This window comes from Bradyrhizobium sp. UFLA05-109 (assembly GCF_054185165.1).
The window spans coordinates 82215-102929 of sequence record NZ_JBBIAR010000010.1; the positions used below are offsets into that span (position 1 = coordinate 82215).

22 protein-coding genes are annotated in these 20715 nt (G+C 62.3%); 6 read left to right on the forward strand and 16 right to left on the reverse strand.

Features of this window, described 5'->3' with window-relative positions:
- Positions 1-244 precede the first annotated feature (244 nt).
- The 9 genes from Q3C01_RS09430 to Q3C01_RS09470 all read right to left on the reverse strand — a co-directional run bounded on the left by Q3C01_RS09430 (position 245) and on the right by Q3C01_RS09470 (position 9329).
- Complete coding sequence (locus Q3C01_RS09430; RefSeq protein WP_458145042.1) at positions 245-907, reverse strand: amino acid ABC transporter permease; 663 nt, start codon at positions 905-907, stop codon at positions 245-247.
- Entirely contained in the window at positions 904-1566 is a 663-nt protein-coding gene (locus Q3C01_RS09435; protein ID WP_458145043.1) for an amino acid ABC transporter permease, read from the reverse strand. Before Q3C01_RS09435 ends, Q3C01_RS09430 begins: the two co-directional genes overlap by 4 nt.
- A gap of 54 nt (positions 1567-1620) precedes the next feature.
- Complete coding sequence (locus Q3C01_RS09440; RefSeq protein WP_458145044.1) at positions 1621-2496, reverse strand: transporter substrate-binding domain-containing protein; 876 nt, start codon at positions 2494-2496, stop codon at positions 1621-1623.
- Between the two features lie 43 nt (positions 2497-2539).
- Positions 2540-3289, reverse strand: a complete 750-nt coding sequence (locus Q3C01_RS09445; RefSeq protein ID WP_458145045.1) for an amino acid ABC transporter ATP-binding protein — start codon at positions 3287-3289, stop codon at positions 2540-2542.
- 19 nt (positions 3290-3308) lie between these two features.
- Positions 3309-4325: a glutamate cyclase domain-containing protein gene (locus Q3C01_RS09450; RefSeq protein WP_458145046.1), complete on the reverse strand. Its 1017-nt coding sequence runs from the start codon at positions 4323-4325 to the stop codon at positions 3309-3311.
- A complete protein-coding gene (locus Q3C01_RS09455; RefSeq protein WP_458145047.1) occupies positions 4322-5629 on the reverse strand; it encodes an aminotransferase class I/II-fold pyridoxal phosphate-dependent enzyme in 1308 nt (435 codons plus the stop codon). Before Q3C01_RS09455 ends, Q3C01_RS09450 begins: the two co-directional genes overlap by 4 nt.
- Before the next feature lie 206 nt (positions 5630-5835).
- A complete protein-coding gene (locus Q3C01_RS09460; protein ID WP_458145048.1) occupies positions 5836-6882 on the reverse strand; it encodes a glutamate cyclase domain-containing protein in 1047 nt (348 codons plus the stop codon).
- 26 nt (positions 6883-6908) lie between these two features.
- Positions 6909-8414, reverse strand: a complete 1506-nt coding sequence (locus Q3C01_RS09465; RefSeq protein ID WP_458145049.1) for an aldehyde dehydrogenase family protein — start codon at positions 8412-8414, stop codon at positions 6909-6911.
- Between the two features lie 24 nt (positions 8415-8438).
- Positions 8439-9329 (reverse strand): NAD(P)-dependent oxidoreductase, encoded by an 891-nt coding sequence (locus Q3C01_RS09470; RefSeq protein ID WP_458145050.1) that lies wholly within the window; start codon positions 9327-9329, stop codon positions 8439-8441.
- Positions 9330-9521: 192 nt separating this feature from the next.
- Here Q3C01_RS09470 and Q3C01_RS09475 point away from each other — a divergent pair, with 192 nt between their 5' ends.
- From Q3C01_RS09475 to Q3C01_RS09500, 6 genes are all read left to right on the forward strand, one after another.
- Positions 9522-10439 (forward strand): LysR family transcriptional regulator, encoded by a 918-nt coding sequence (locus Q3C01_RS09475; protein WP_458145051.1) that lies wholly within the window; start codon positions 9522-9524, stop codon positions 10437-10439.
- Positions 10440-10567: 128 nt separating this feature from the next.
- The gene (locus tag Q3C01_RS09480) at positions 10568-11410 is read left to right on the forward strand and encodes a transporter substrate-binding domain-containing protein (RefSeq protein ID WP_458145052.1); all 843 of its coding nucleotides are present in this window, start codon (positions 10568-10570) and stop codon (positions 11408-11410) included.
- Positions 11411-11428: 18 nt separating this feature from the next.
- Positions 11429-12094 carry an amino acid ABC transporter permease gene (locus tag Q3C01_RS09485; RefSeq protein WP_458145053.1) on the forward strand — a complete coding sequence of 222 codons (666 nt, stop codon included), beginning with the start codon at positions 11429-11431 and terminating at the stop codon, positions 12092-12094.
- Positions 12091-12741, forward strand: a complete 651-nt coding sequence (locus tag Q3C01_RS09490; protein WP_458145054.1) for an amino acid ABC transporter permease — start codon at positions 12091-12093, stop codon at positions 12739-12741. Before Q3C01_RS09485 ends, Q3C01_RS09490 begins: the two co-directional genes overlap by 4 nt.
- Positions 12742-12749: 8 nt before the next feature.
- Positions 12750-13535 carry an amino acid ABC transporter ATP-binding protein gene (locus Q3C01_RS09495; RefSeq protein ID WP_458145055.1) on the forward strand — a complete coding sequence of 262 codons (786 nt, stop codon included), beginning with the start codon at positions 12750-12752 and terminating at the stop codon, positions 13533-13535.
- A gap of 670 nt (positions 13536-14205) precedes the next feature.
- Positions 14206-14769, forward strand: coding sequence for a hypothetical protein (locus tag Q3C01_RS09500; protein ID WP_458145056.1), 564 nt, complete (start codon positions 14206-14208; stop codon positions 14767-14769).
- Between the two features lie 94 nt (positions 14770-14863).
- Here the strand turns inward: Q3C01_RS09500 and Q3C01_RS09505 are convergent, their stop codons facing one another.
- The 7 genes from Q3C01_RS09505 to Q3C01_RS09535 form a co-directional block, all read right to left on the reverse strand.
- Positions 14864-15364, reverse strand: a complete 501-nt coding sequence (locus Q3C01_RS09505; protein WP_458145057.1) for a peptide deformylase — start codon at positions 15362-15364, stop codon at positions 14864-14866.
- Positions 15365-15444: 80 nt separating this feature from the next.
- On the reverse strand, positions 15445-16362 hold the full coding sequence (locus Q3C01_RS09510; RefSeq protein ID WP_458145058.1) for a MurR/RpiR family transcriptional regulator: 918 nt from the start codon (positions 16360-16362) through the stop codon (positions 15445-15447).
- 15 nt (positions 16363-16377) lie between these two features.
- On the reverse strand, positions 16378-17436 hold the full coding sequence (locus Q3C01_RS09515; RefSeq protein WP_458145059.1) for a C45 family autoproteolytic acyltransferase/hydrolase: 1059 nt from the start codon (positions 17434-17436) through the stop codon (positions 16378-16380).
- A complete protein-coding gene (gene glnQ, locus Q3C01_RS09520) occupies positions 17426-18154 on the reverse strand; it encodes a glutamine ABC transporter ATP-binding protein GlnQ (protein WP_458145060.1) in 729 nt (242 codons plus the stop codon). The genes Q3C01_RS09515 and glnQ overlap by 11 nt, the downstream gene beginning before the upstream one ends.
- Entirely contained in the window at positions 18151-18807 is a 657-nt protein-coding gene (gene glnP, locus Q3C01_RS09525) for a glutamine ABC transporter permease GlnP (RefSeq protein ID WP_027522500.1), read from the reverse strand. Before glnP ends, glnQ begins: the two co-directional genes overlap by 4 nt.
- A gap of 161 nt (positions 18808-18968) precedes the next feature.
- Positions 18969-19721, reverse strand: a complete 753-nt coding sequence (gene glnH / locus Q3C01_RS09530; RefSeq protein ID WP_027522501.1) for a glutamine ABC transporter substrate-binding protein GlnH — start codon at positions 19719-19721, stop codon at positions 18969-18971.
- Between the two features lie 227 nt (positions 19722-19948).
- The gene (locus Q3C01_RS09535) at positions 19949-20569 is read right to left on the reverse strand and encodes a CGNR zinc finger domain-containing protein (protein ID WP_458145061.1); all 621 of its coding nucleotides are present in this window, start codon (positions 20567-20569) and stop codon (positions 19949-19951) included.
- Between the last annotated feature and the right edge of the window lie 146 nt (positions 20570-20715).

Below are 20715 nucleotides of genomic sequence, written 5' to 3' on the forward strand. Positions count from 1 at the left end.
TGTTCTCGATGGATTGGCCTGTTGTTTCCTATTCGACTTAACTCTGTGGAAGCGGATATCCAACAGACGTTGCGCCGATGGGTTAGCGCGGCGGACTATAGCGTAGAAAGGGCGAGAGCCAGGCTTGGGCTAAAGCCGGGGCCCGGGGGGCGCGCCGCTTTACAAAGAACTCCATCCCCTTCAGCCGCGATGACAAATGCTCGGCTATTGATTGCCGTTGCTCGGCGATAAGATCGGGTCGATTTCAGTATCGAAGACGGCGTTCGATAGTATTTGCCAGCGCAGTCAATGCGTAACAGATCACGAAGAATATGCTCAAAACGCCCAGATAGATTTCGATGGCGTGTGACTGTCCACTCCCAACATAGGCTAGTCTTTCAATCATTTGACGCGCCGATCCCAGGAGATCCGAAACGCCAACAACGGAAGTCAGCGCGCTCGCCTGGACGAGAACCGTGAGCTGCCCGACATAGGGCGGTAGTGCGCGCCGAAACGCTTGCGGCAGAATGACGAACACGAGAGCTTCGGTTGCGCTCAAGCCAAGCGCTCGAGCGCCCTGCTCTTGGCGGTGTGGAATGGAACTCAATGCGCCACGAAGAACCTCACCGATGTTCGATCCGCCCCAAAGTCCCAGTCCGATGACAGCGGCCGTCAGCGGCCCCGTGCGAACGCCAATTTGTGGAAGCGCGAAGAACACGAAAAGGAGGATCATCAGCGACGGCACGCCACGGAATACATCGACGTAAAATCGTCCGATCATGCGCACGAAAGTGAGCGTGCTCTGCGACAGCGCTGCGATCGCGAGGCCAAGAATCGTCGCCAACACGACGGTGAGCAGCGAGATCCACAGCGTGATGAGAAGACCCTGACCGAGGTAGGCAGCGACCGGCCAAACCCAATTGTTCATTTAACGAATCCCAGTCCAGGAATCGCCAGCCTGCGCTCGAAGGTGCGCGACACGACGCTGAGAATGCTGCACACGAGCAGATACATGAGACATGCAATGCCGAAGGTCTCGAACACCTTGAACGTATCGGACACGATCCGGTTGGCGACGTAGGTCAATTCCTGATAGCCCACGACGATCATAAAGGACGACGATCTGAACTGCGTAATCGCCGTGGTCGTCGCTCCGGTGATTGCGATGCGCAGCGCGAGCGGCAGCGTGACGTCAAGAAAGGTCTGGAACGCCGGTAGGCCAAGCGCGCGGGCCGCTGTCACTTCGCCTTTCGGCACGGCGTCGAAGGCCGCTCTGAATACTTCCGTTTGATAAGCGCCGCCCCACAATGCCAGCGCGAGCCAAGAGGTCTGGAATGGCGTCAGACTAATACCGATATCCGGTAGCGCGTAAAACAAGAGAAAGATCTGTACGAGGAGGGGCGTGCAGCGGAATGCATTCACGAAGCCGACGATCACCAGGCTGACCATGGGGATCCGCGCGTAGCGTATTGCCCCAAGTGCGACCCCAATTCCGATTCCGAGCACTATGCCGATCGCGCTGATGAGGAGGCTATTGCCCAACCCCACCAGTAGCGCGGTCACCTCTCTCGCGAGATCGCTCTGCATGATACGCACCTCCGCCCGATCGCGCGGGGCGCCTGAGCGCCCCACGCGCCACCGTCAGGACTTACACTCGAGAGGATCGACGCCCGCATAGTCGAGCTTGACTTTCGGTCCCGGCACGACGTTACGATACTTCGCGATCATGCTCGGATCCTTCACTTCGTCAGCGAAAGCCTTGTAGAAGGCGTCGTCTTCGCGCATCTCGGCGATCACGGCATTGATCCAGGCAAGCATGGCCGCATTGCCTTTCTTCACCCCGATACCCTGGATCGCGGGTGAAGCGAGTTCGCCGACGACTTTGAAATTCTTGTTGTTCTGTACAAAATTGTAGTCGTAAACGTCGATGTAAGCGAAGGCGTCACTTCGCCCCTGCACCAACATCGTCGAGGAATCGGCCGGGCTTTGCGCAGTAATTAGGTTCGCCTTTGGCTGGCACTTCTGGAGCCAGGTCTGATAGGTGCTTCCCGTCACTGTGACAACCGTGTGCCCGGTGAGGTCGGCATAGTTGTTGATCGGCGAATCCTTCTTCACGACGAGCTGAAGATTGCTCAACCAGATCGGATCCGAGAAGTCGACCTGCTCGGCGCGCGCCGGCGTTCGGGCGAGCGAGGCCAGCACGAGGTCGACCTTGCCGGATTGCAGGAACGGGATGCGGTTGCTGTCGTTCACACATTGCGTCCGCAGGCCGGATTCGGTGCCGAAGGCAAATGCGGCGATGCGCTTGACAAGCGCATACTCAAAACCGGCTGGCTTTCCATCGAGGCCGACATAGCCCGCAGGCGGATACTGGCAATTGATGCCGATCGTCAGAACTTTTGGCGTGGCAAGGTCTGCTGGCATCGGCACGTCGACCTTCGACTGCGCCATAGCCGGTAAGGCAAGTACGGAAAATGACAGGCCGGCGATCGCAGCCAAACATTTCAGCATCTTCATGTTTCCCTCTCTCTTTGGTCCCTTTGAGTTGCGCGAAAACGGGTCAGGTGTCGGCATGTGAAAGGAACTGGCGCGTGCGGTCGTGACTCGGTCGATCGAGGACGTCGGCCGGGTTTCCCTTCTCGACAACCACGCCATCAGCCATGAACACCAGCGTGTCACCAACCTCGCGCGCAAAGTTCATTTCATGGGTCACCACGAGCATGGTCATGCCGGAGCGGGCGAGGTCCTTCATGACGTTCAAGACCTCGCGCACGAGCTGAGGGTCGAGCGCCGATGTGACCTCGTCGAACAGCATCACGTGGGGACGCATCATCAGGGCCCGAGCAATGGCGACCCGCTGCTGCTGGCCTCCCGAAAGCTGGTCCGGATAGCTGCCGGCCTTGTCCGCCAGGCCGACCTTCGCGAGCAGTTCCCGGGCGCGAGCTTCCGCTTCCGCAATCGGCTCCTTCAAGACACGCCGCGGCACCAAGGTTAGGTTTTTCAGGACGGTGAGGTGCGGAAACAGGTTGTAGTGCTGGAAGACCATCCCGACGCGCTGGCGGACCTTGTTCACGTCCTGCTTGCCAGAGAGCAGGTACTCGCCGTCCAGAACGATCTCCCCGCCGGCAACCGGCTGAAGCATGTTGACCGTCCGCAGCAGCGAGCTCTTGCCGCTGCCGCTCGGGCCGATGATAACGACGACTTCGCCTTGCCGGACGGACAGGTCGACACCCTTCAGGACTTCATTTGATCCGTACGAAACGCGAATGCCGCGCAAATCGAGGAAGGGTACGGTTGCTCCGGTCGACATTGCGTGCCTTTCTCGGCTATCAGCGAAACGCTGGCCGAACGATCGCCGAGATCAGATCGGCCATCGCGACGTGCGTCTGGAGAGGGATCCCATCGACGTCAGCGTCGACAACGTTGCCGACCGAGTTGATCAAGCCGATATCGACACCGCGGCGCAGCAACTGCTCTTCCATTTTGGGTGCATGGAGGAGGTCAGGCCGCTTCAGGCGTGCTGCGAGTGCCCCCAGGATGGCGTAGCAACCCCAGTTCGAGCATGCGGCGGTGACGAGCACATCGGTACCCGTCACGGCTCCGATACCGGCGCCGCCTTCGGGCCGCGCGTCGCCGAAATTCACGTGGCGCCGCACAGCGTCAGCAACCACACCCATGCCGATCTCGTTGCCCCCGTCGCCCACGCAGACGCTCGGAATCCCACGCGCAAGCGCCTCGTCGAACAGATAGTCGATCCTTGCCCGCCCCATGCCGTAGTCGATGCCGCGCATCGAACAGTAGATGCCGTCGGCGTTACGGCCGACTCGCTCCGTTGAGAAAACCAGGGCTGGCTTCAGCTCGTCGAGCAAGGACGCGGAGGCGGCCTTCGCCTCTGCGTCCGTCACCGGAAAGGAGCGCGTGCTCGCGACGGCGAGGCTTCCATCGCCGCTCGCAATCCGCGCCTGATCGTAGGGCAACACCGAAAGACCGGCGCTGGTCAGGATCTTGACGGTGCCGTCGAGCAAAGTCTCCTCCGCGAGGACGACGCAAGTCACGCGCTTGGATAACGCAAGAGCCCTCACGATCGCGGCGGCGCCGGCCGGACCGTCGTTCTCGCCGATGGTCGGCGATATCCAGGCACGCGAAACGGAGCCTGTGGTCATCAGCACGGTCGCACCCGCAGGAATCGCAGCGAGCGCCTCGGCAGCCGCGCCGCACAGGGAACCGCCTTGGCGCGTGCGCGCTGCCTCGTAAAGATGCTCGACACCTCGGCCGCCGAGATCGAGATTGACCAGCCGGTCGAGCCGGTCATCCATGCCTGCAAAGCTCGTGTTGACGGCGCTCATGCCTGATCTCCCAGAATGAGCCGCGAGATCGTGGTAACTTCGTCGATCCGCGCGGCCAGGTGATTGAGTGCAGCGTCGACGGCGGCGACGACCGCGTCCTGGCCTCCAACTCGCCCGATCGCATCGAGGGTCGGTTTCAGGCGCAGCGACACGCGTGCCCCGGGCTGGCCATGGGTGTTGACCGTGAGGATCCCAGCGTCGCGCAGGAGGACCATTCCGAGTGCGGAGGAGACCTCGCAGGGAGCCAGCCCGAAGTTTTCTGCGGAACGGCCAGCGCGCCGCAGGACAAGGGCGAGCACATCCTGCTCGTCGACCATCGGTCCGAGATCGCTGACGGCGACGATGTCGCGGCCGAGCTTCTCGGCCAAGGCGACCGCGAGCGCCTGTCCGGAGCGTGCTTCCTCGCGCAGATCCTCTGGCCGAAAACCTTGGAGGGATCGCATGGCGCCGGCGGCGATCGGCGCGCGGGCCTCCATCCCGAATTCAGCACCTTTCGCCGACGCAGCCGTGACGAGATTGGCGCGGCCGGCAAGCACGCCAGCGCGCGGTCCGGCGAGACCCGCCTTGTCGCAGTTGGTGATTGCGAGGTCGGCCCCGAGGGCAAGGCCGGGCTTGCCGCCGTGGAGCACGGGACGGAGCCGGGCGCCATAGGCATCGTCCACGAGCACGATGCCGCCGGCCGCGTGGGTGGCCTCGACGACGGCGGAGGTTACGGCATCATCGAGCAGCTCGAGAGCGCTTGTCACCGTGGTGACGACAACGAGCTGGGGCTTCGCCTTGGCCAGAGCCGCCCGCCAGTCGCGGTCGCCTCCGATTTCGATGAGCTCGACTCGCGCGATGGCGCAGCCTCGGATCACCGACGCGTGCGACCGTCCGCCAGGGGGGACTACGGAAACGACCCAACTGCCGCCAGCAAGAGCGGCGATGCTGGCAATGATGCCCGCGCTGGTGCGGTTGAATACGGCGACACCATCCTCGCTCTTACCTCCGAGGTGGGCAATCGCGACTTCGCGGAGATCATTGGCGAAGAGTCCCGGGCCGACCCATTCCTCGCACAGCGTTGCGAGATCCTCAGATTTGAGCGGAAAGTCTCGCTGATTTCCGGTGAACACACCGATGGAATGCGGGCCGAGCTTGCGGACGCGATCAGCCGCCACGGCCTGCCCCTGACGAAGGCGGCGCGCTTCGTCGACACTGGATCGGATGATGGTGCCGCGCGCAAAACCGACGACCGGGTCGATAATATTGCCGAAACGATCTGTGGGCCTCGGGGACTGCGATTTCGACGCGGTGGCGGCTGTCATGAACTTCTCCTAGAACCAGCGTGACTTGGCGGCGCGGACAACCAGGAAGCCGAGGCGACAGGTGACGCGGGATGAAATCGGCATTCGTGTCAACGTTCGGCAAAAGCGTCTCGCCGCGCGAATACGCCAGGCGAGGCACTCTCGGTGCCTAGCGCCCGGGACAAGACCGATGAAGTCGGGTCCGACTGCGGGGTCATAGTTCGGCGTCACGGCTTCACCTCCCGGGACCGCAGACGCGACAATGAGGCGCGGCCAGGTTCGGTCATTGAGCTTGCGACGATGCTTTCGAGCAGGCTGACAAAGCCCCGATGACCGCTCTCAGAGACGCCATCGACGCGGGGTTCGGCACTTGCCGTCGCGCCATCACGAGCGCCCGCACCAATACAGGCTTTGATCAACTTCCCTTCGAGAGTATCGCCGTGAAGCAGGTCGGGACTGCCAAGGCCGACAGCGAGTCCGGCGCAAACGGCGTAGGCGCCCCAGTTCGAAATTGCCGCGCTGACGATCACGTCAGTCTCGGCCGTCGTGACCACGAAGCCGTTGGGATGGAACGCGGCAAGCTCCGTCCGCACGGAGCCGAAGCCTACCTCGTTTCCGCCGTCGCCAATCCCTATGGTCAAGCGCTTCGCTGTGCGGCCAGCCTGCGCGAGCAGATGGAGATGCGCCATTGTGCCGGCAGGGCGGCGATCGCCCCGGACGCCGTGGAAGTGGCCATCCGGGTTGGGGCCGTCGAGTTCGACGAAGACAATCGCCGATGGCTGGCATCTCGCGAGCAGCGCTTCGACGGCTTTGGGTCCATGCGTGGGATGAGGCGGGATTGTCTCCACATTGATCGGCCTCGCCGTGGAGGATCCAACAAGCGCGGCGCAGGCTTCCACCGGCTTGGAATGTGCCTCTTCCGAGACGATCGTGACCTGGGCGCCAAGACCGAGGGCCATAGCCCGGGCAAGGACAGCGGCACCTGGCGGTCCGTCGGTCTCGCCCTGCGGCAGTTTAGGTGGAACGCCGGCGCCGGTCGCAACGATAACGTGGTCTCCGTAGGCGACGCGTGACATGAGAGTCCTGGCGGCCAACGTGGACAACGGCTCGCCATGATGGCGACGGCAGATCTCGTACATCGGCACGACGAGACCTGGTGGAAGCCCGCCCGAGAGGGGACGGGATTCGATCGTCATCAGACGATCGAACCGCTCGCCTGCCATGGCCAGAAGAGGGTCCGGACCCGCGGAGTCTTCGGTTAGGAGCATGGCCATGGCGACCTCTTCGCTTATCTCGCGGCTTACACCGTGACGGTCACGCTCTTGCGATAGGTGTAGCTTTCGAGAGCTCCCTCGATAGAGTATTCGGCGCCGATACCGCTCTGTTTGGCGCCGCCGTAGGACATGCCCGGGATCTGACCGCCGGCGCGGTTGATCTGAAGCCAACCCGCATCAATTCGCTCGGCAGCGCGCAGGGCGGTGGTGATGTCGTTCGTGAAGATGTAGGCAGCGAGACCGTAGTGGGTGTCGTTCGCCCAGCCGATCATCTCGTCCTCGTTCGTCCATGGGATCGCAACAAGGACAGGGCCGAAGACCTCCTCGCGCGCGACACGCCAGCCGTTATCGACGCCCGTCAACACGACAGGGCCCGGCATGAAGCCGTCCGTATCATTGGCAGGAGCCGGTACCTGGCCGATCTCGACTTTCGCGCCGCGATCCACGGCTTCGCGGATGAAGGCGCAGACCTCGCCGTACCGCTCAGCGTTGATGATCGCGCCGATGTCGGAGGTTTCGTCAAGCGCGTCGCCAACCTTCATGGCCTTCAGTTTCTCAACCACCTTTGCGACCACCGGCTTGAACACGTCCCGGTGGACGAAAAGCCTCGAGCCCGCGGTGCAGGACTGTCCCTGGCGTGCGAAACGCATGGCATTGATGACGTTCGTCGCGCAGGTGTCGAGTTGCTCGGGCGTCGCCGCGTCGGGATAGACGATGCAGGGGCTCTTACCGCCGAGTTCAAGGGTCACCTTCGCAATGCGGTCAGCGGCGGCATGCGCCACGAGCTTGCCGACCTCGACCGAGCCGGTGAACGAGATCTTCGAGACGTCGGGGTGGTTCGAAAGCGGCGCACCGGCCTCGATGCCCGTCCCAGTGACGACGTTGAAAACGCCGGCGGGGAAAAGGTCGGCTGCGAGCTCCGCGACCTTGATGACGGCGAGCGGCGCATCCTCGGCAGGCTTCAGTACCAGCGTGTTACCGGTGCCGAGCGCCATACCGATCTTCACGGCCGCGAGAACGAGGGGTGAATTCCAGGGGATGATCGCGCCGACGACGCCAAGCGGCTCCCGCGTCGTGTAGCTGAAGATCCCCGGACCGAGCGGCAACGTCTCGCCCTTCTGTTCGGAAACGACACCGCCGTAATAACGCAGGACCTCAGCGGTGCTCGCGACCTCGGGCCGGCTTTGCGTACGCAGCGCATTGCCGGTTTCGGCCGCGAGAACCTTGGCGATCTCTTCGGCATGCGCCGAGACGCGATTGCCAAGCTCCGTCAGGAGCGCCCCGCGGGCTCGGGCTGCCATGCGCCGCCAGGCAGGAAAGGCCTTCTTGGCCGCCGCGACGGCAGCGTCGACGTCCTGCTTGTCCGCGGCGCCGACCCGAGCAATGGTGTCACGCCGACAAGGGTTCTGGACTGCCATCGTGCGCTCTGAGACCGGCTTGACCCATTGGCCACCGATGAAGTTCCCGGCGAGCCCAGCGCGAGGCAGCGTCAGTTCGGAGTCGTAGCGGGAGGTAGCGAGTTGCGCGCTCATGAGATCTTTCCTTGGCCTTTGAAATTAAGCTGACGGCTGACGGAGATTGACCTTGAGCAGCCGCTCATAGACCTCCGAGACGCTCGTGGAATCCTTTCCGCCAAGACCTTCTGCGCGGGCAGTGTTGTAGATCTGGCGAACGAGCTGCCCGAGGTACATCGGCGAAGCCGTGAACTCGTCGAGCGCGAGCGAGATGTCCTTGTGCATCAGGTCGAGCGCGAAGAACGCGGGGCGCTCCTCAGTGAAGAGCGTCTTGCCCAGCCAATCGAGCATCTTGCTGCCGGCGAGGCCGCGGCCGAGAACCTCGAGCAGCACGTCGAGCTTCGCGCCCGACTTCACGCTTGCCGCGAGAACCTCGCCGAGCGCTACCGTGTTGATGGCGGTCAGCAGGTTGTGGCTGAGCTTCATGAGCTGCCCCGAACCCACCGGTCCGCAATGAATGATCTTGCCCGCCAGCGTCTCGAGGACGGGGCGCGTCGCGTCCAACACGGCCTGGTCGCCCCCGATCATGATGAGAAGCTTGCCGTTCTCCGCGCCGGCGACGCCACCGCTAACCGGAGCATCCAGGTATCCGACGCCGGCTTCGTTACAGATCGCAGCGACTGCCTTGGTGGTGGCGGGATCGACCGTGCTGAAATCGACTACGATTGCGCCCTTCTTTGCAGCGGCGAGGATCCCATCCTCGCCCGTCGCCGCCGTCCGCAGGGCCGCTGGCGAGGGGAGGCTGGCCAGAATGAAATCGGCGCCGTTAGCCGCAGCTTTCGGGCTTGTGGCAGCTTCGACGCCGGCCGCGGCAAGGTTGGCGACAGCCGGCGTATTGGGATCGTAGGCCCGCACCTTGTGTCCGGCCGCGGCAAGCCGCCGCGCCATATGTGAACCCATGCGGCCAACACCCAGAAAGGCGATCGTCGGCATCGAAAATCCTCGCGATATTGGCCAAAAGGCCGATGGAATGGCCGGCGACCACGAGCTCACCCTTGCGGCGATCGGGATCACGGGCGTGATGCCGGCCGTTTTAGGTCCAGTTCGACAGGGCCCGGAAGACCAGTCCAATTGACGCGAGGCGAAAGAAATTCTTACTGTGAGGGTCTGAGGGGATTTGCGAGTTTGGCGCTCAATCTTTCACGGCTGCGACTCTTTCATGAGCTTTCCGAGCTCGGCACGATTTCGGCGGTTGCACGGGCACTCGGCCAAACGCGACCGGCCGTGTCCCAGCAATTGGCGCTGCTTGAACGCGAGGCGGGAGCGGTCCTCTTCGAGCGTTCAGCCGGTGGGTTGCGCCTGACGACCAAGGGACAGCAACTCCTGGACCGCGTCACTCCGCTCCTGCAGTTAGCCGATCGCATCGAGGCCGAGCTGAGCGAGAGTGACGGTCCGCCCGCGGGTGAGCTGCGGCTTGCCGCTTTCGGAAGCGTCGCGACAAGCATCGTTCCCAGAGCCTTCGGTTATCTGCACAAGACGCATCCTCTGATCGATGCAAGCTTCGTCGAACTCGAGCCGACCGAAGGCCTCAAGGCGACTGTCGCCAAGCAGGTCGATATTGCAATTGTCGATGATTACGTGGACGCAAATGCGTATCAGCAGGCTCTCGAATTTCACCCGCTTTATGTCGACGGCTTGAACGCCATTCTCTCGTCAGATCACCGCTTCGCAAAGGCTGACTTGACGAGCATAGAACTCAAGGATCTCTCGAACGAGAAGTGGGCGATCAACCAAACGGCAGTCGCGTACCAGCTCAACCTGACCAACGCATGCCACGCCGCTGGTTTCGAGATGAAGATTGGTTGCAGCGCCCGTAATATTTCCGCCACTCTCGAGATGGTACGCACGGGGCATTTCGTGACGGTGCTGCCCGGCCTGGCGGTGCATCACTTGAAGAAGGATCCCGACTTTCTGGTTCTTCCCCTTGCGCCTGCCTTGCACCGGCACATCTTCAGCGCCGTGCCGAAAGGTACGTCCCGGCGCCCTGTCGTCGCGGCTGCGCTGGCCGCATTGGAGCGGGCGGCGATCAACTGCCGCCTCTAGATCATTCGTGGCGTAATTATTTCTAACGTGCTCCGTCAGAAGCCGTGTTCTTTCGCCGTACCCGGCGGAGCGCTAGTCGTAGCCGAATGCCACGTTTTCTACCTTCCAACAGCCAATGGAGCACGGAAATGCGATGCCTTTCGCGGCGGTTTGTCATCGGTCTGGTTGCGGCATTCTGCGCCCTCGGGCTCTCGGTCGGGGCGAGCCACGCTCAGGAAAAGTCCAGGCTCGATGAAATCATGGGGCGAGGCAAGCTGATCGTCGGCGTGTCTAGCGAGTCGCCGCCGTTTGGATTTGTCGATGAAAAGGGTGAACTGGTCGGCTTCGACATCGACATTGCCCGGCTGATTGCCAAGGCGACCTTCGGCGATCCCAACAAGGTCGAGTTCATCCGCCAGAGCGCCGCGCAGCGCTGGCCGAACGCCCAGAACGGCACGATCGACTTCGGCGCACAGACGACCACTATCTACGCTGACCGCGCCCAACGCGTCGCGTTCACCCGAAACTATATCGACGGCGGCATCGTCCTTATCGTCCGGAAGGACGCGCCCTTCAAGACGCTGGAGGATCTCAATAAGCCAAACGTCACCATCGCCAATCTGACCACGCCGACCCAGGAGGAGCGCGCCAAGCGCCTCTTCCCGCAGGCCAAGCTCCAGACTTTTGACGGTATCGCTTCCCAATTCAACTCGGTGAAGCTCGGACGAGCCCAGGCCGCCCAACTCGATGCGCCCGTCGCCGCCTGGTACGTCAAGAACAATCCGGACATGCGCGTGATGGAAACGCGCCTGACTGACGTCGTCAACACAGGCATCTTCATGAAGTCAGGTGACTTCAGGCTCTGGCAGTACCTCGATCTCGTCGTGTCTGAAATGACCGGCGGCTACCTCTTCGCGGACTACAGCGCGATCTACGAGAAATGGTTCGGTGAAAAGCCGAAAAACGCAAAGTGGTATCTCAACAATAACTGAAGAGCGTAGGGGGCGGTGATGGATTGGTCACAGTTCGGCAGCTTCGCCGCCCGCTATCTTCCGCAACTCTGGAGCGGGATGCTCGTTACCATCCTCGTCGCGGCTCTCGCGGCGCCGACGGCTCTCGCGATCGGTATTCTTCTCACACTGCCCCGAATCGCCGGCTGGCGGCTATTGAGCGGTCTGGTGCGAGCTTATGTGGAAGTGATGAGGAACACGCCGCTCCTCGTCCAGATGTACCTCCTCTTCTTCGGCCTACCTATCTTGGGAATCTTCTGGGACGAGATCACCTGCGGTGTCCTCGCCGTTGCGCTTCAACACGCAGCCTTCCTGTCAGAGCTCTTTCGTAGCGGCATCGCGGCCGTGGGCGTTAAACAGTGGGAGGCAGGACAGGCGATCGGCATGCGTCGCTGGGCCATTTTTCGACAGATCATTCTTCCGCAGGCCGCAATCCAAGTTATGGCACCTGTCTCGAACCAGCTAATCGTCCTGGTGAAGGACACGTCTCTCGTATCGGCGATCGGGGTGCTCGATTTGACGCTGTCCGGCAAGGTTATCATTGAACGCTCGGGAGCGTCCTTTGAAGTCTTTATCCTTGTTGCACTGCTCTATCTGATCCTGACTACAGTCGTCGGTATCGGCTTCCGGATCGGCGAGATGCGCTTCACCGGGAGGCTTGGATGAGCATCTCCATCCTTTTCGGCAGTTTTCCTTATCTATTGCAGGGGGCGCTCGTCACGCTGTGGCTTGCGTTCGTGGTCGTCACCGCCGGCACGCTTCTGGGCACGGTGGTTGGAACGATCGCCAGCGGCGGAGGACGGGTCCTCCGGTCAGTCATCACGGCATATGTGTTCGTGTTTCGGGGCATCCCCGTGCTGGTCGTGATGTTTCTTGGCTTTTACACTTTCCCGGCATTTGGAATTCGCCTCAGCGCGTATTCCGCAGTCACAATCTCGATGATTGTTTACGTCGGCGCCTTCGTCACAGAGGCGGTGCGGGGGGCCATCGCAGCTGTGCCGGCCGGCCAGGTGGCCGCAGCCAAGAGCCTTGGCATGCGCCGGTTGACGATGCTGCGTGAGGTTATTCTGCCTCAGGCGGCTCGCCTCGCGATCGCACCGGTGCTCAACATTTCACTGATGGCGATCAAGCAGACGTCCTACGCCTCGGTTGTCGGAGCCTGGGAGCTTTCTTTTGCAGTTCGCGAGGTCGTCGAGAGAACGCTCGCGGCTTTCCAGATCTTCCTGGGCGTCATGCTGATCTACTTTCTGATTTGCTACCCGGTTTCGCTGCTCGCTAGCTACTGCGAGCGGAAAATCTCCTTCGATCACTGAGGCCGCCCATGACCACCTCCGCTGAATCTGCCGTCATCGTATCAGTAAACGGCCTTGTGAAATCCTTCGGAGCGCATCGGGTTCTGGACGGCGTCTCGTTCGACGTGCGGCGCGGTGAAGTCGTTGTCGTTCTGGGGCCGAGCGGATCAGGCAAGTCCACCATGCTCCGCTGCGTCAACTTCCTCGAGACATTCGAGGACGGCACGATCACGGTCGATGGTGCGCCGGTCGGCTATCAGAGCGACGGCACAGGTGGCCGCCGGATGCTTGATGAGAAGGCGGTCGCGAAGAACCGCGAGCATGTCGGCATGGTGTTTCAAAGCTTCAATTTGTTCCCGCATCGGACCGTGCTTCAGAACGTCATGATGGGGCCTTTGTCGGTCCAGCGCCGGGACAGAGCTGAGGCGCAGAAGCAGGCGCTGGAGATGCTCACGAAGGTCGGCATGGCCGACAAGGCCGATCGATATCCCGCCCGTCTCTCCGGCGGCCAACAGCAGCGCGTGGCGATCGCCCGGGCTCTCGCGATGCGTCCGGCTGTCATGCTCTTCGACGAGGCGACATCGGCTCTCGACCCTGAGCTGGTCGGCGAAGTGCTCCGCGTCATGCGAGAATTGGCCAACGAGGGCACGACGATGATCGTGGTCACCCACGAGATGGGCTTCGCCCGTGAGGTTGCCGATCGCGTCATCTTCATGGACGGCGGCGTGATCGTCGAGCAGGGTGCGCCGAGCGAGATCATGACCGATCCGAAAACCGAGAGGTTGCGGGCGTTTCTGGGGCGTCACTACGACTGATCGAAGGGTGAGCAGACTTCGGCGCAGTCAGGCTCTGAAAGACATGTCAGCTCCGGATCCCGTCTCAGCTCGGACATGCGTATCGGCCAGTTTTTGCGCGAAACCGGACCATCAATGCCTAGCTCGATTGGGAATTGTTGATTGTGACGGTATCGAGCGAAAAATGGCGATATGCCAAGCGGAGGCCGTTCTGACTAAGCATCCGTCCACTGCGTCGATTGATTCCGATACTTGCCGAACTAGCCATTTCTCCGCGCCACGCGGCGGCTGAGCTTCTTCCCGGAGGTGCCGGAGCATGAGACGATTGCAGAGCTTTTTCTGCCGCTGAAATAGCGCGTAGGATGGGTAGAGCGCAGCGAAACCCATCGCGATCGCAAAAACGGGATTGATGGGTATCGCTTCGCTCCACCCATCCTACGTGCTGGCAACGATGCACAGGATGCCGTCGAGTCCCGCTCGACCTGGCGGCCATAGCAACGATAATGATACCTTTCTGCGGCCTCATTTCTTAATCTTTCTCGCATAGCCTTCCGGGGAAAACAGGTGGGAATGCCACATGTTCGGCAGGCGTAAGGCACCGATCGATTCTTCAACGTTGCAGCCGCGGGTCGATTCTGACGGCAAGCGTCGGGTGTTCGGCGAAGACGTGTTCGCGGGACGGCATGGCGACATGCTGCGGGCGCTGGGATTCGGGCTGAACGACGCCGCGAATATCATCCCCGACGACGCCGAGTTCGCGCGTAGGGTGAAGCAATCCCTGGCGACGCAGGATGCGCGCCGCACGCGGATCGAAAAGGATCTGCTGCGAGACCATGGCCACAACGCGATCCGCCCGTTCTTCGTGCTTTCCGAGCCGGTCTTTAACGGCGAACTCGGCCCATGGCTGATCAGGGTGATGAACCTGTTGCCTTATGACGATTGGAACGTCGTCTACCTCCCGATGGACCGGGACACGCAACTGGCCATGGGCGGTCTTCCCTTGCATCCGCGCCAGTCGATTGGTCCCATCGACAAACTGATGTGCGAGCTGATCGGTGGCTTCCGCAGCCAGCTCAAGGACGCCCAGCACAAGGTGGACTCGCATGTCCGCGAGGTCGGTCTTTCAGCCGCCCACGATGTGCTGGAAAAGTTCAGGGCCTATGCCGATCACATGCCGCGCCAGATTCTCGATCAAATCGACGTCGTCCGACCGAAGATCATCGCGCTCATTGCCAATGTTCAGAGCCGGGCGTAGGGTGGATTAGTTGGTTGGCCGGCGGGCGTGATCCACCCTCTCCACGTATGGCGAAGAGAGCCGGTTGCGCTCCGCTAACCCGCCATACGAAGCTTTACGAACCCCGCGCCATCTTCTCGAACTTCTTCACCAGCCGCTCCCGCTTCAGCCGCGACAGTCGCTGGATCCAGAACACCCCGTCGAGCTGATCGATCTCGTGCTGGTGGCAGATGGCGCGCAGGCCGTCCGATTCCTCGGTCTGCATGTTGCCGTCGACATCGTGATAGCTGATCCGCACGCGGGCGTGGCGCTGGACCTCGTCGTTGACGCCGGGCATCGAGACGCTGCCTTCGCGGTGCAGGAGCATCTCTGCTGAGGCCCAGTCGATCTGCGGATTGACGTAGGTCCGCGCGCCATCCTTTGCGTCGAGCTCGAGCACCACGACGCGCAGGGGGATGCCGATATGCGGCGCCGTGATGCCGACGCCGGGCGCCGCGCGCATCGTCTCGAGCAGATCCTGCGCAAGCTCTCGCAACGCGTCGTCGAACACGGTCACGGGCCGTGCCGGGATCGCGAGCCGGCGGTCGGGATAGCGAACGATCGGGTGGATGGTCATGATCTCTGGGGCTCGACGGTGACGATTCCAAAGCGGCGCAGCGCGGCTGGCGTTGCTGCCATAAGCAGATCGCTACGCAGTCAGCCGACCTCTATGTTCATCTCCGCGATCAGCCGCTCGCGACCCGCCAGGGAGTTCAGTGCCTTGTCACCCAATTCCCGCGCGACGAGGTTGAGCAGCGCTTCACAGAAGACGACATAGGCGCCCATGCTGTTCGAATAGAAGCTGCTCGCGTGGGGGATGAAAAAGGCATGCTCGGCAGGAGGAACGAGTGGAGACGACCGGGAATCCGTAATCGCGATCACCCTCTGGCCGTTCGAAGCCGCAACGCGGCCCACCTCCGCGACGCTGCGCGTATAGGGCGCGCAGCTGGCGACGATGACGACGTCGCCCGGGTCGAGCTGCGACAATGCCTCGGCGACGCCGAGGCGCGGCGCGTCGAGCAGCGCGACGTCCGAGCGCACCATTCCCAGGCAATAGGTGAGAAAGCTCGCCAGCGAATGGAATTGGCGAACGCCATGGACACGAATACGGCGGGCATTTGCCAGCAGCTTCGTGGCCCCTTGCAGAGCGGCTCCGTCCAGCTGTCCGAGGAATCCGTCGACATTCGCTGCCGTTTCCCGCGCCAGCTGCGCGAACGCCTGGACTTCGGCATTGCCGGCGGACGGCGCGGCCATCAGCCGGCCGGCCTGGCGGCTGTAGAAATACTGCTGCTCGTTCGCGATGGCCTTGCGGAAGACCGCCTGGAAATCGCTGAAGCCTTCGAAGCCGAGACGTTTCGCCAGTCGGGTCAGCGTCGACGGATTGATGCCGAACTGATCGGCAAGCTCCGAGATCGAGCGAACCGCCGACTGTTCCGGTGCTTCCACCAGCTTAGCGAAGACGTCGTGCGCTTTGGAGCCGAGCGAAAAGCCTGCCTCGTCGCGGCCAACCGAGAGCGCGAGTGCCCTGAGATCCTCGATGGTGCGCGGCGGCACCGCGATGGCTTCCTCTGGCATCACCCTAGATCCTGTTCACGCCGCGAAGGGCACCAGCCCATCCCGCATATCGAAGCGAGCCGCTTCGTGCGCTCCATCGTAGACAGACCACTCGACCTTGTCAGCCCCGACCCGGAAGACGGCGCTTGCGAGCGTGTTCTCGACGTCGCTATCGGCCGGGTCTGTGCGGTAGATCGGCAATTCCGCGTCGGCCGCGTCCCACAAGATGTCGAGCGCGCGGGCTTGCGGTTCCGACTGGAGCGTTTGGCCGAGCAGCATCTCGCCGCGCCGTTGTCGCACGCCGGACGAACCGGTGACGATCTGCGACATGCGCCCGGTGTCGGCATGGGTCAGATGATTCGAATGGACACGCGGCGTCCGGACCCGATCGACCGACAGGGCCCGGGCGGTGAACTCGACGCTGAGAAGCCGCTCGTCACCGGCTTGCGCCAACGTCAGGTGAAATGCGCCGGCGCGCGGCGCGGATTTGAGCACGGTGAGTGCCGCGTCGAGGTCCGGCGCGTCGAGTATCGCGCGGGCGAGCACCATGCGCGGCGTGCCCGCGCCGCCGGCCAGCGGCCTGATATTGTTGACGGTCTGGACCACTCCCTTCGACGTGGCCGCAAATGTGTGTCCCGGCAGCGAGCCCGGGTACACAAAGGCGGTGAACGGTGTGCCTCCTTCGGATGCAAGATGGGCGAGGGCGCAGTGGCCGGCAAAGTCGGGGTCGCCATCTTCGTTGTGACCGATCACATGCGGAGAGCCGGGCAATTGCACGGTCGTGCAGCCATCCGGCGCCATCGCCCAGATATCGCCGCGGCAGTTCCACAGGAAGACGTCGTCGAAGGGCAGCGCCAGCCCGACGGCGAGGCCCTGCAGCTCAGCCCAGTACCTTGGAAACCGGTCCCGGACGATGGCCGCCATCTCGGCGAGCAAGGGATCGCCGCGGCGCGTGGTCAGCTCGCGCCACGCAGCAGAGTTACGGAAATGGTCCTGCAGGGCCGCTCGACCGAAGTGCCCAAGGGTTGCTCCGACATCGAATGGTGAACCTGCGACATCGATGAAGGAAAGCCGGCGGCCGGCGTCATACGACATGTTGCAGAAACTCTTTCAGCCGAGGGTTTTGCGGATTGGCCAGCAGCTCCCGTGGCTCGCCGTCGACTGCGATCTTGCCACCTTCCATGAAGATCAGCCTGGTGCCGACCTTGCGGGCGAAGGCCATCTCGTGGGTGACCACGATCATGGTCATGCCTTCCTCGGCCAGCGACTGCATGACGCGCAGCACTTCATGCCGCAGTTCCGGATCGAGTGCGGATGTCGGCTCGTCGAACAGCATCAGCTTCGGCTTGACGGCAAGCGCGCGGGCGATCGCGACGCGCTGCTGCTGGCCGCCGGAAAGCTCGCTCGGATAGTGGTGAGCGCGGTCGGCGAGGCCGACCTTGGCGAGCATTTCCAGCGCCCGCTTTCGCGCATCCTGCCGCGACTCGCCGCGCACGCGGCGCGGGCCGAAGGCGACGTTCTCGAGCGCCGTCATTTGCGGAAACAGGTTGAATTGCTGGAAGACCATGCCGGCTTCCTGGCGGATCATGCGGACCATGCGGCCGCCGGCCTTGACGCTGATGCCGTCGACGACGAGATCACCGCCATTGATCTCCTCCAGCGCGTTGATGCAGCGGAGCAGCGTCGACTTGCCGGATCCGGAGGGACCGATCAGCACGACCTTCTCGCCGGCCTCTATCGACAGGTCGACCTCGTTGAGGATCGTGACCTGGCCGAACCGCTTGGTGACCTTCTTGAACTCCACGATGCTCACAGGATGCGCATCCTCTTTTCGGTCATCCTGAGGATAAGCGTGAGCGCGCCGGTCATGATCAGGTAGAACATCGCCACGGCGGACCAGATTTCGACGGCGCGAAAATTGGCCGCCATGATTTCCTGGCCTTGCCGCGTGAGTTCGCCGACACCAATGACGATGAAGAGCGACGTATCCTTCAGGCTGACGATGAACTGGTTGCCGAGCGCCGGAATCATGCGGCGGAAGGCGAGCGGGCCGATGATGTAGAGAAGCACCTTCCAGAGCGGCAGGCCGAGCGCCAGACCCGCTTCCCGCAATCCTTTATGGACGGAGAGAAACGAGCCGCGCACGATCTCGGCGATATAGGCTCCGGCGTTGACGATGATGGCCATGATTGCCGCCGCGAGCGGGTAAATGCGGACATTCGCGAGGATCGGCAACGCGAAATAGATGAACATCACCTGCACGATGATCGGCGTGCCGCGTATGAGCTCGACATAGGCGAAGGCTATGGCGTTGAGGACGGCATTGCCGTAGGCGCGCGCCAGGCCGGCCGCGAAGCCGATCACTAGGCCGCCGGCGAGCCCGGCCAGCGCGATCAGCACGGTGAGGCGGGCACCCTTCAGGAGCTCAGGCAGGGCCTGCCAGATAACCGACCACTCGAAATCCATGAGAGCATTCCTCTAGGGAAGGCGCGCCGGCTAAAGCATGATCCGGAAAAGTGCGAAGCGGTTTTCCGAAAAGATCATGCTCAAACAAACAACCTAAAGCGCGATGGCGATTTATCCTGATCTCATCGCGCTTTAGGCCGGCGCGCGCCACGGAACGTGGATCAGCTCTTCGGCGGCTCGGCGCCGAACCACTTCTTGTAGATGGCGGTGTACGTGCCGTCGCCCTTCAGCTTGACCAGCGAGGCGTTGACCTTGGCGATGAGCTCGCTGCCCTTCGGGAAGGCCATGCCATATTGCTGGGCCATCATCTGCGGACCGACGGTCTTCACTTTCCCCTGACCGTTGGTCTTGATGTAGTAGAGGACGTTGGGGGTGTCGTGCATCGCGGCGTCCGCGCGTCCGGTCGCGACTTCGAGATAAGCGTTGTCGCTGTTGGGGAAGAGGCGGAGCTCCGTCCCCTTGAAGTGCTCCTTGGCGTAGTCGGTCGCCGACGTGCCGGTCTTCACGGCGAGCGTCTTGCCGGGAAGGTCTTCCGGACCCTTGATCGTGCTGTTGACCGGCACCATCAGCAGGAATCCGCTGTCGTAATAGCCGTCCGAAAAATCGATGACCTTCTTGCGCTCATCCTTGATGGTGATGCCGGCCAGCCCGACGTCGACCTGCTTGGTCTGGAGCGCCGGGATGATGCCGTTGAAGTCCATCGGCTGCAGTGTGTAGGTCACGCCGATATCCTTGGCGATGGCGGCCCAAAGGTCGATGTCGAAGCCGACATACTTGTCGCCCTCCTTGAACTCGAACGGAACGAAGGCCGTGTCTGTTGCGACGATCAGGTCGCCGGCACGAGCAGGCTGGCCGAGGGCCAGGGTTGCCGCGACGGCCGCGGCGGCGGTCAGGCTGGCGAGCGCAAACTTCATTTGGGGGTCCCCTTTTGTTGGGATTGCCACGGAAGCCCCACATCGTCGCACAAAATAGGAAAATTTAAAGTGCATCTTTTTGTGCAATGCATTGGAGATTTGCACAATCTAGTGGCGGGTGATCCCCGGGGAAGGGCTGAATAACTTGGATGGAACCCGGTCGGCGTCCGGGACGGTTGCGTGCGAGTGATCGAGACACGCGGGGCATCGAGGGCACTTGGCGCGGCCTACTGCGCCCTGATCCGCTGACGGTGCGCGGCCTGTTTGGCGCGATTGCCGCAGATGGCCATGCTGCACCAGCGTCGCCGATGACCGCGCGTGTGGTCGGCGAAGAGCAGCGTGCAGGCCGGTCCTTCGCAGGCCTTCACGTTTGAAAAATCTTCCACGCAGACAAATTGTGCCAGTGCGTCTCCGATGGGAGCGAGAAGGGCTTCGGGCGTGCGCCATCGGCGGATCGACTGCCGCTGGAGAGGCGACGGTGCGCCCTTCGGCGCAGCCACGATGCGGTCGAAGCAATCATCCCGCTGCAGCAGGCGATTGAGCGGCTCGAGTTCGGCGAGAGTCTTTGCCGTCAGGGGACGGCCCTTGTGCTTGCGCACAAAGCCTCGGAACCACTCGCGCAGGTTCCTTGCCTGATCTGCGACCTTGTCCAGCTCGCCGGGCAGCGCCTGGGAGCGAATGCTCCCAAGTGCGTCTGCAGGCACGAGCTGCGCCTGCTCGAGCCAGTTCAGTAGGCCCTCGCCATCATCGAGCCAGTCGAGGGGCGTATCGACTGGCGTGGCGATTGAATTCAGGAAATCCAGTCCGGGCGCATCGCCGACGAAGATCGCGGGAGGATGTTGGTTCATCGAAGGCTCCTGTTCCGGGCGCTGGCCCAATTCCATCACCCAACCGTGAACGTTGTTCCATAGATAACCGCCCTAATGCAGATTGACAAGTTACGTTCGTCGATAGTAACCAGTTTAAAGCTAATAAATGGGTTACTGACCCGAAC

Coding starts and splice junctions, on each gene's coding strand:
- Q3C01_RS09430 (WP_458145042.1), bottom strand. CDS start 907: ATGAACAATTGGGTTTGGCCGGTCGCTGCCTACCTCGGTCAGGGTCTT.
- Q3C01_RS09435 (WP_458145043.1), bottom strand. CDS start 1,566: ATGCAGAGCGATCTCGCGAGAGAGGTGACCGCGCTACTGGTGGGGTTG.
- Q3C01_RS09440 (WP_458145044.1), bottom strand. CDS start 2,496: ATGAAGATGCTGAAATGTTTGGCTGCGATCGCCGGCCTGTCATTTTCC.
- Q3C01_RS09445 (WP_458145045.1), bottom strand. CDS start 3,289: ATGTCGACCGGAGCAACCGTACCCTTCCTCGATTTGCGCGGCATTCGC.
- Q3C01_RS09450 (WP_458145046.1), bottom strand. CDS start 4,325: ATGAGCGCCGTCAACACGAGCTTTGCAGGCATGGATGACCGGCTCGAC.
- Q3C01_RS09455 (WP_458145047.1), bottom strand. CDS start 5,629: ATGACAGCCGCCACCGCGTCGAAATCGCAGTCCCCGAGGCCCACAGAT.
- Q3C01_RS09460 (WP_458145048.1), bottom strand. CDS start 6,882: ATGGCCATGCTCCTAACCGAAGACTCCGCGGGTCCGGACCCTCTTCTG.
- Q3C01_RS09465 (WP_458145049.1), bottom strand. CDS start 8,414: ATGAGCGCGCAACTCGCTACCTCCCGCTACGACTCCGAACTGACGCTG.
- Q3C01_RS09470 (WP_458145050.1), bottom strand. CDS start 9,329: ATGCCGACGATCGCCTTTCTGGGTGTTGGCCGCATGGGTTCACATATG.
- Q3C01_RS09480 (WP_458145052.1), top strand. CDS start 10,568: ATGCGATGCCTTTCGCGGCGGTTTGTCATCGGTCTGGTTGCGGCATTC.
- Q3C01_RS09485 (WP_458145053.1), top strand. CDS start 11,429: ATGGATTGGTCACAGTTCGGCAGCTTCGCCGCCCGCTATCTTCCGCAA.
- Q3C01_RS09490 (WP_458145054.1), top strand. CDS start 12,091: ATGAGCATCTCCATCCTTTTCGGCAGTTTTCCTTATCTATTGCAGGGG.
- Q3C01_RS09495 (WP_458145055.1), top strand. CDS start 12,750: ATGACCACCTCCGCTGAATCTGCCGTCATCGTATCAGTAAACGGCCTT.
- Q3C01_RS09500 (WP_458145056.1), top strand. CDS start 14,206: ATGCTGCGGGCGCTGGGATTCGGGCTGAACGACGCCGCGAATATCATC.
- Q3C01_RS09505 (WP_458145057.1), bottom strand. CDS start 15,364: ATGACCATCCACCCGATCGTTCGCTATCCCGACCGCCGGCTCGCGATC.
- Q3C01_RS09510 (WP_458145058.1), bottom strand. CDS start 16,362: ATGCCAGAGGAAGCCATCGCGGTGCCGCCGCGCACCATCGAGGATCTC.
- Q3C01_RS09515 (WP_458145059.1), bottom strand. CDS start 17,436: ATGTCGTATGACGCCGGCCGCCGGCTTTCCTTCATCGATGTCGCAGGT.
- glnP (WP_027522500.1), bottom strand. CDS start 18,807: ATGGATTTCGAGTGGTCGGTTATCTGGCAGGCCCTGCCTGAGCTCCTG.
- glnH (WP_027522501.1), bottom strand. CDS start 19,721: ATGAAGTTTGCGCTCGCCAGCCTGACCGCCGCCGCGGCCGTCGCGGCA.
- Q3C01_RS09535 (WP_458145061.1), bottom strand. CDS start 20,569: ATGAACCAACATCCTCCCGCGATCTTCGTCGGCGATGCGCCCGGACTG.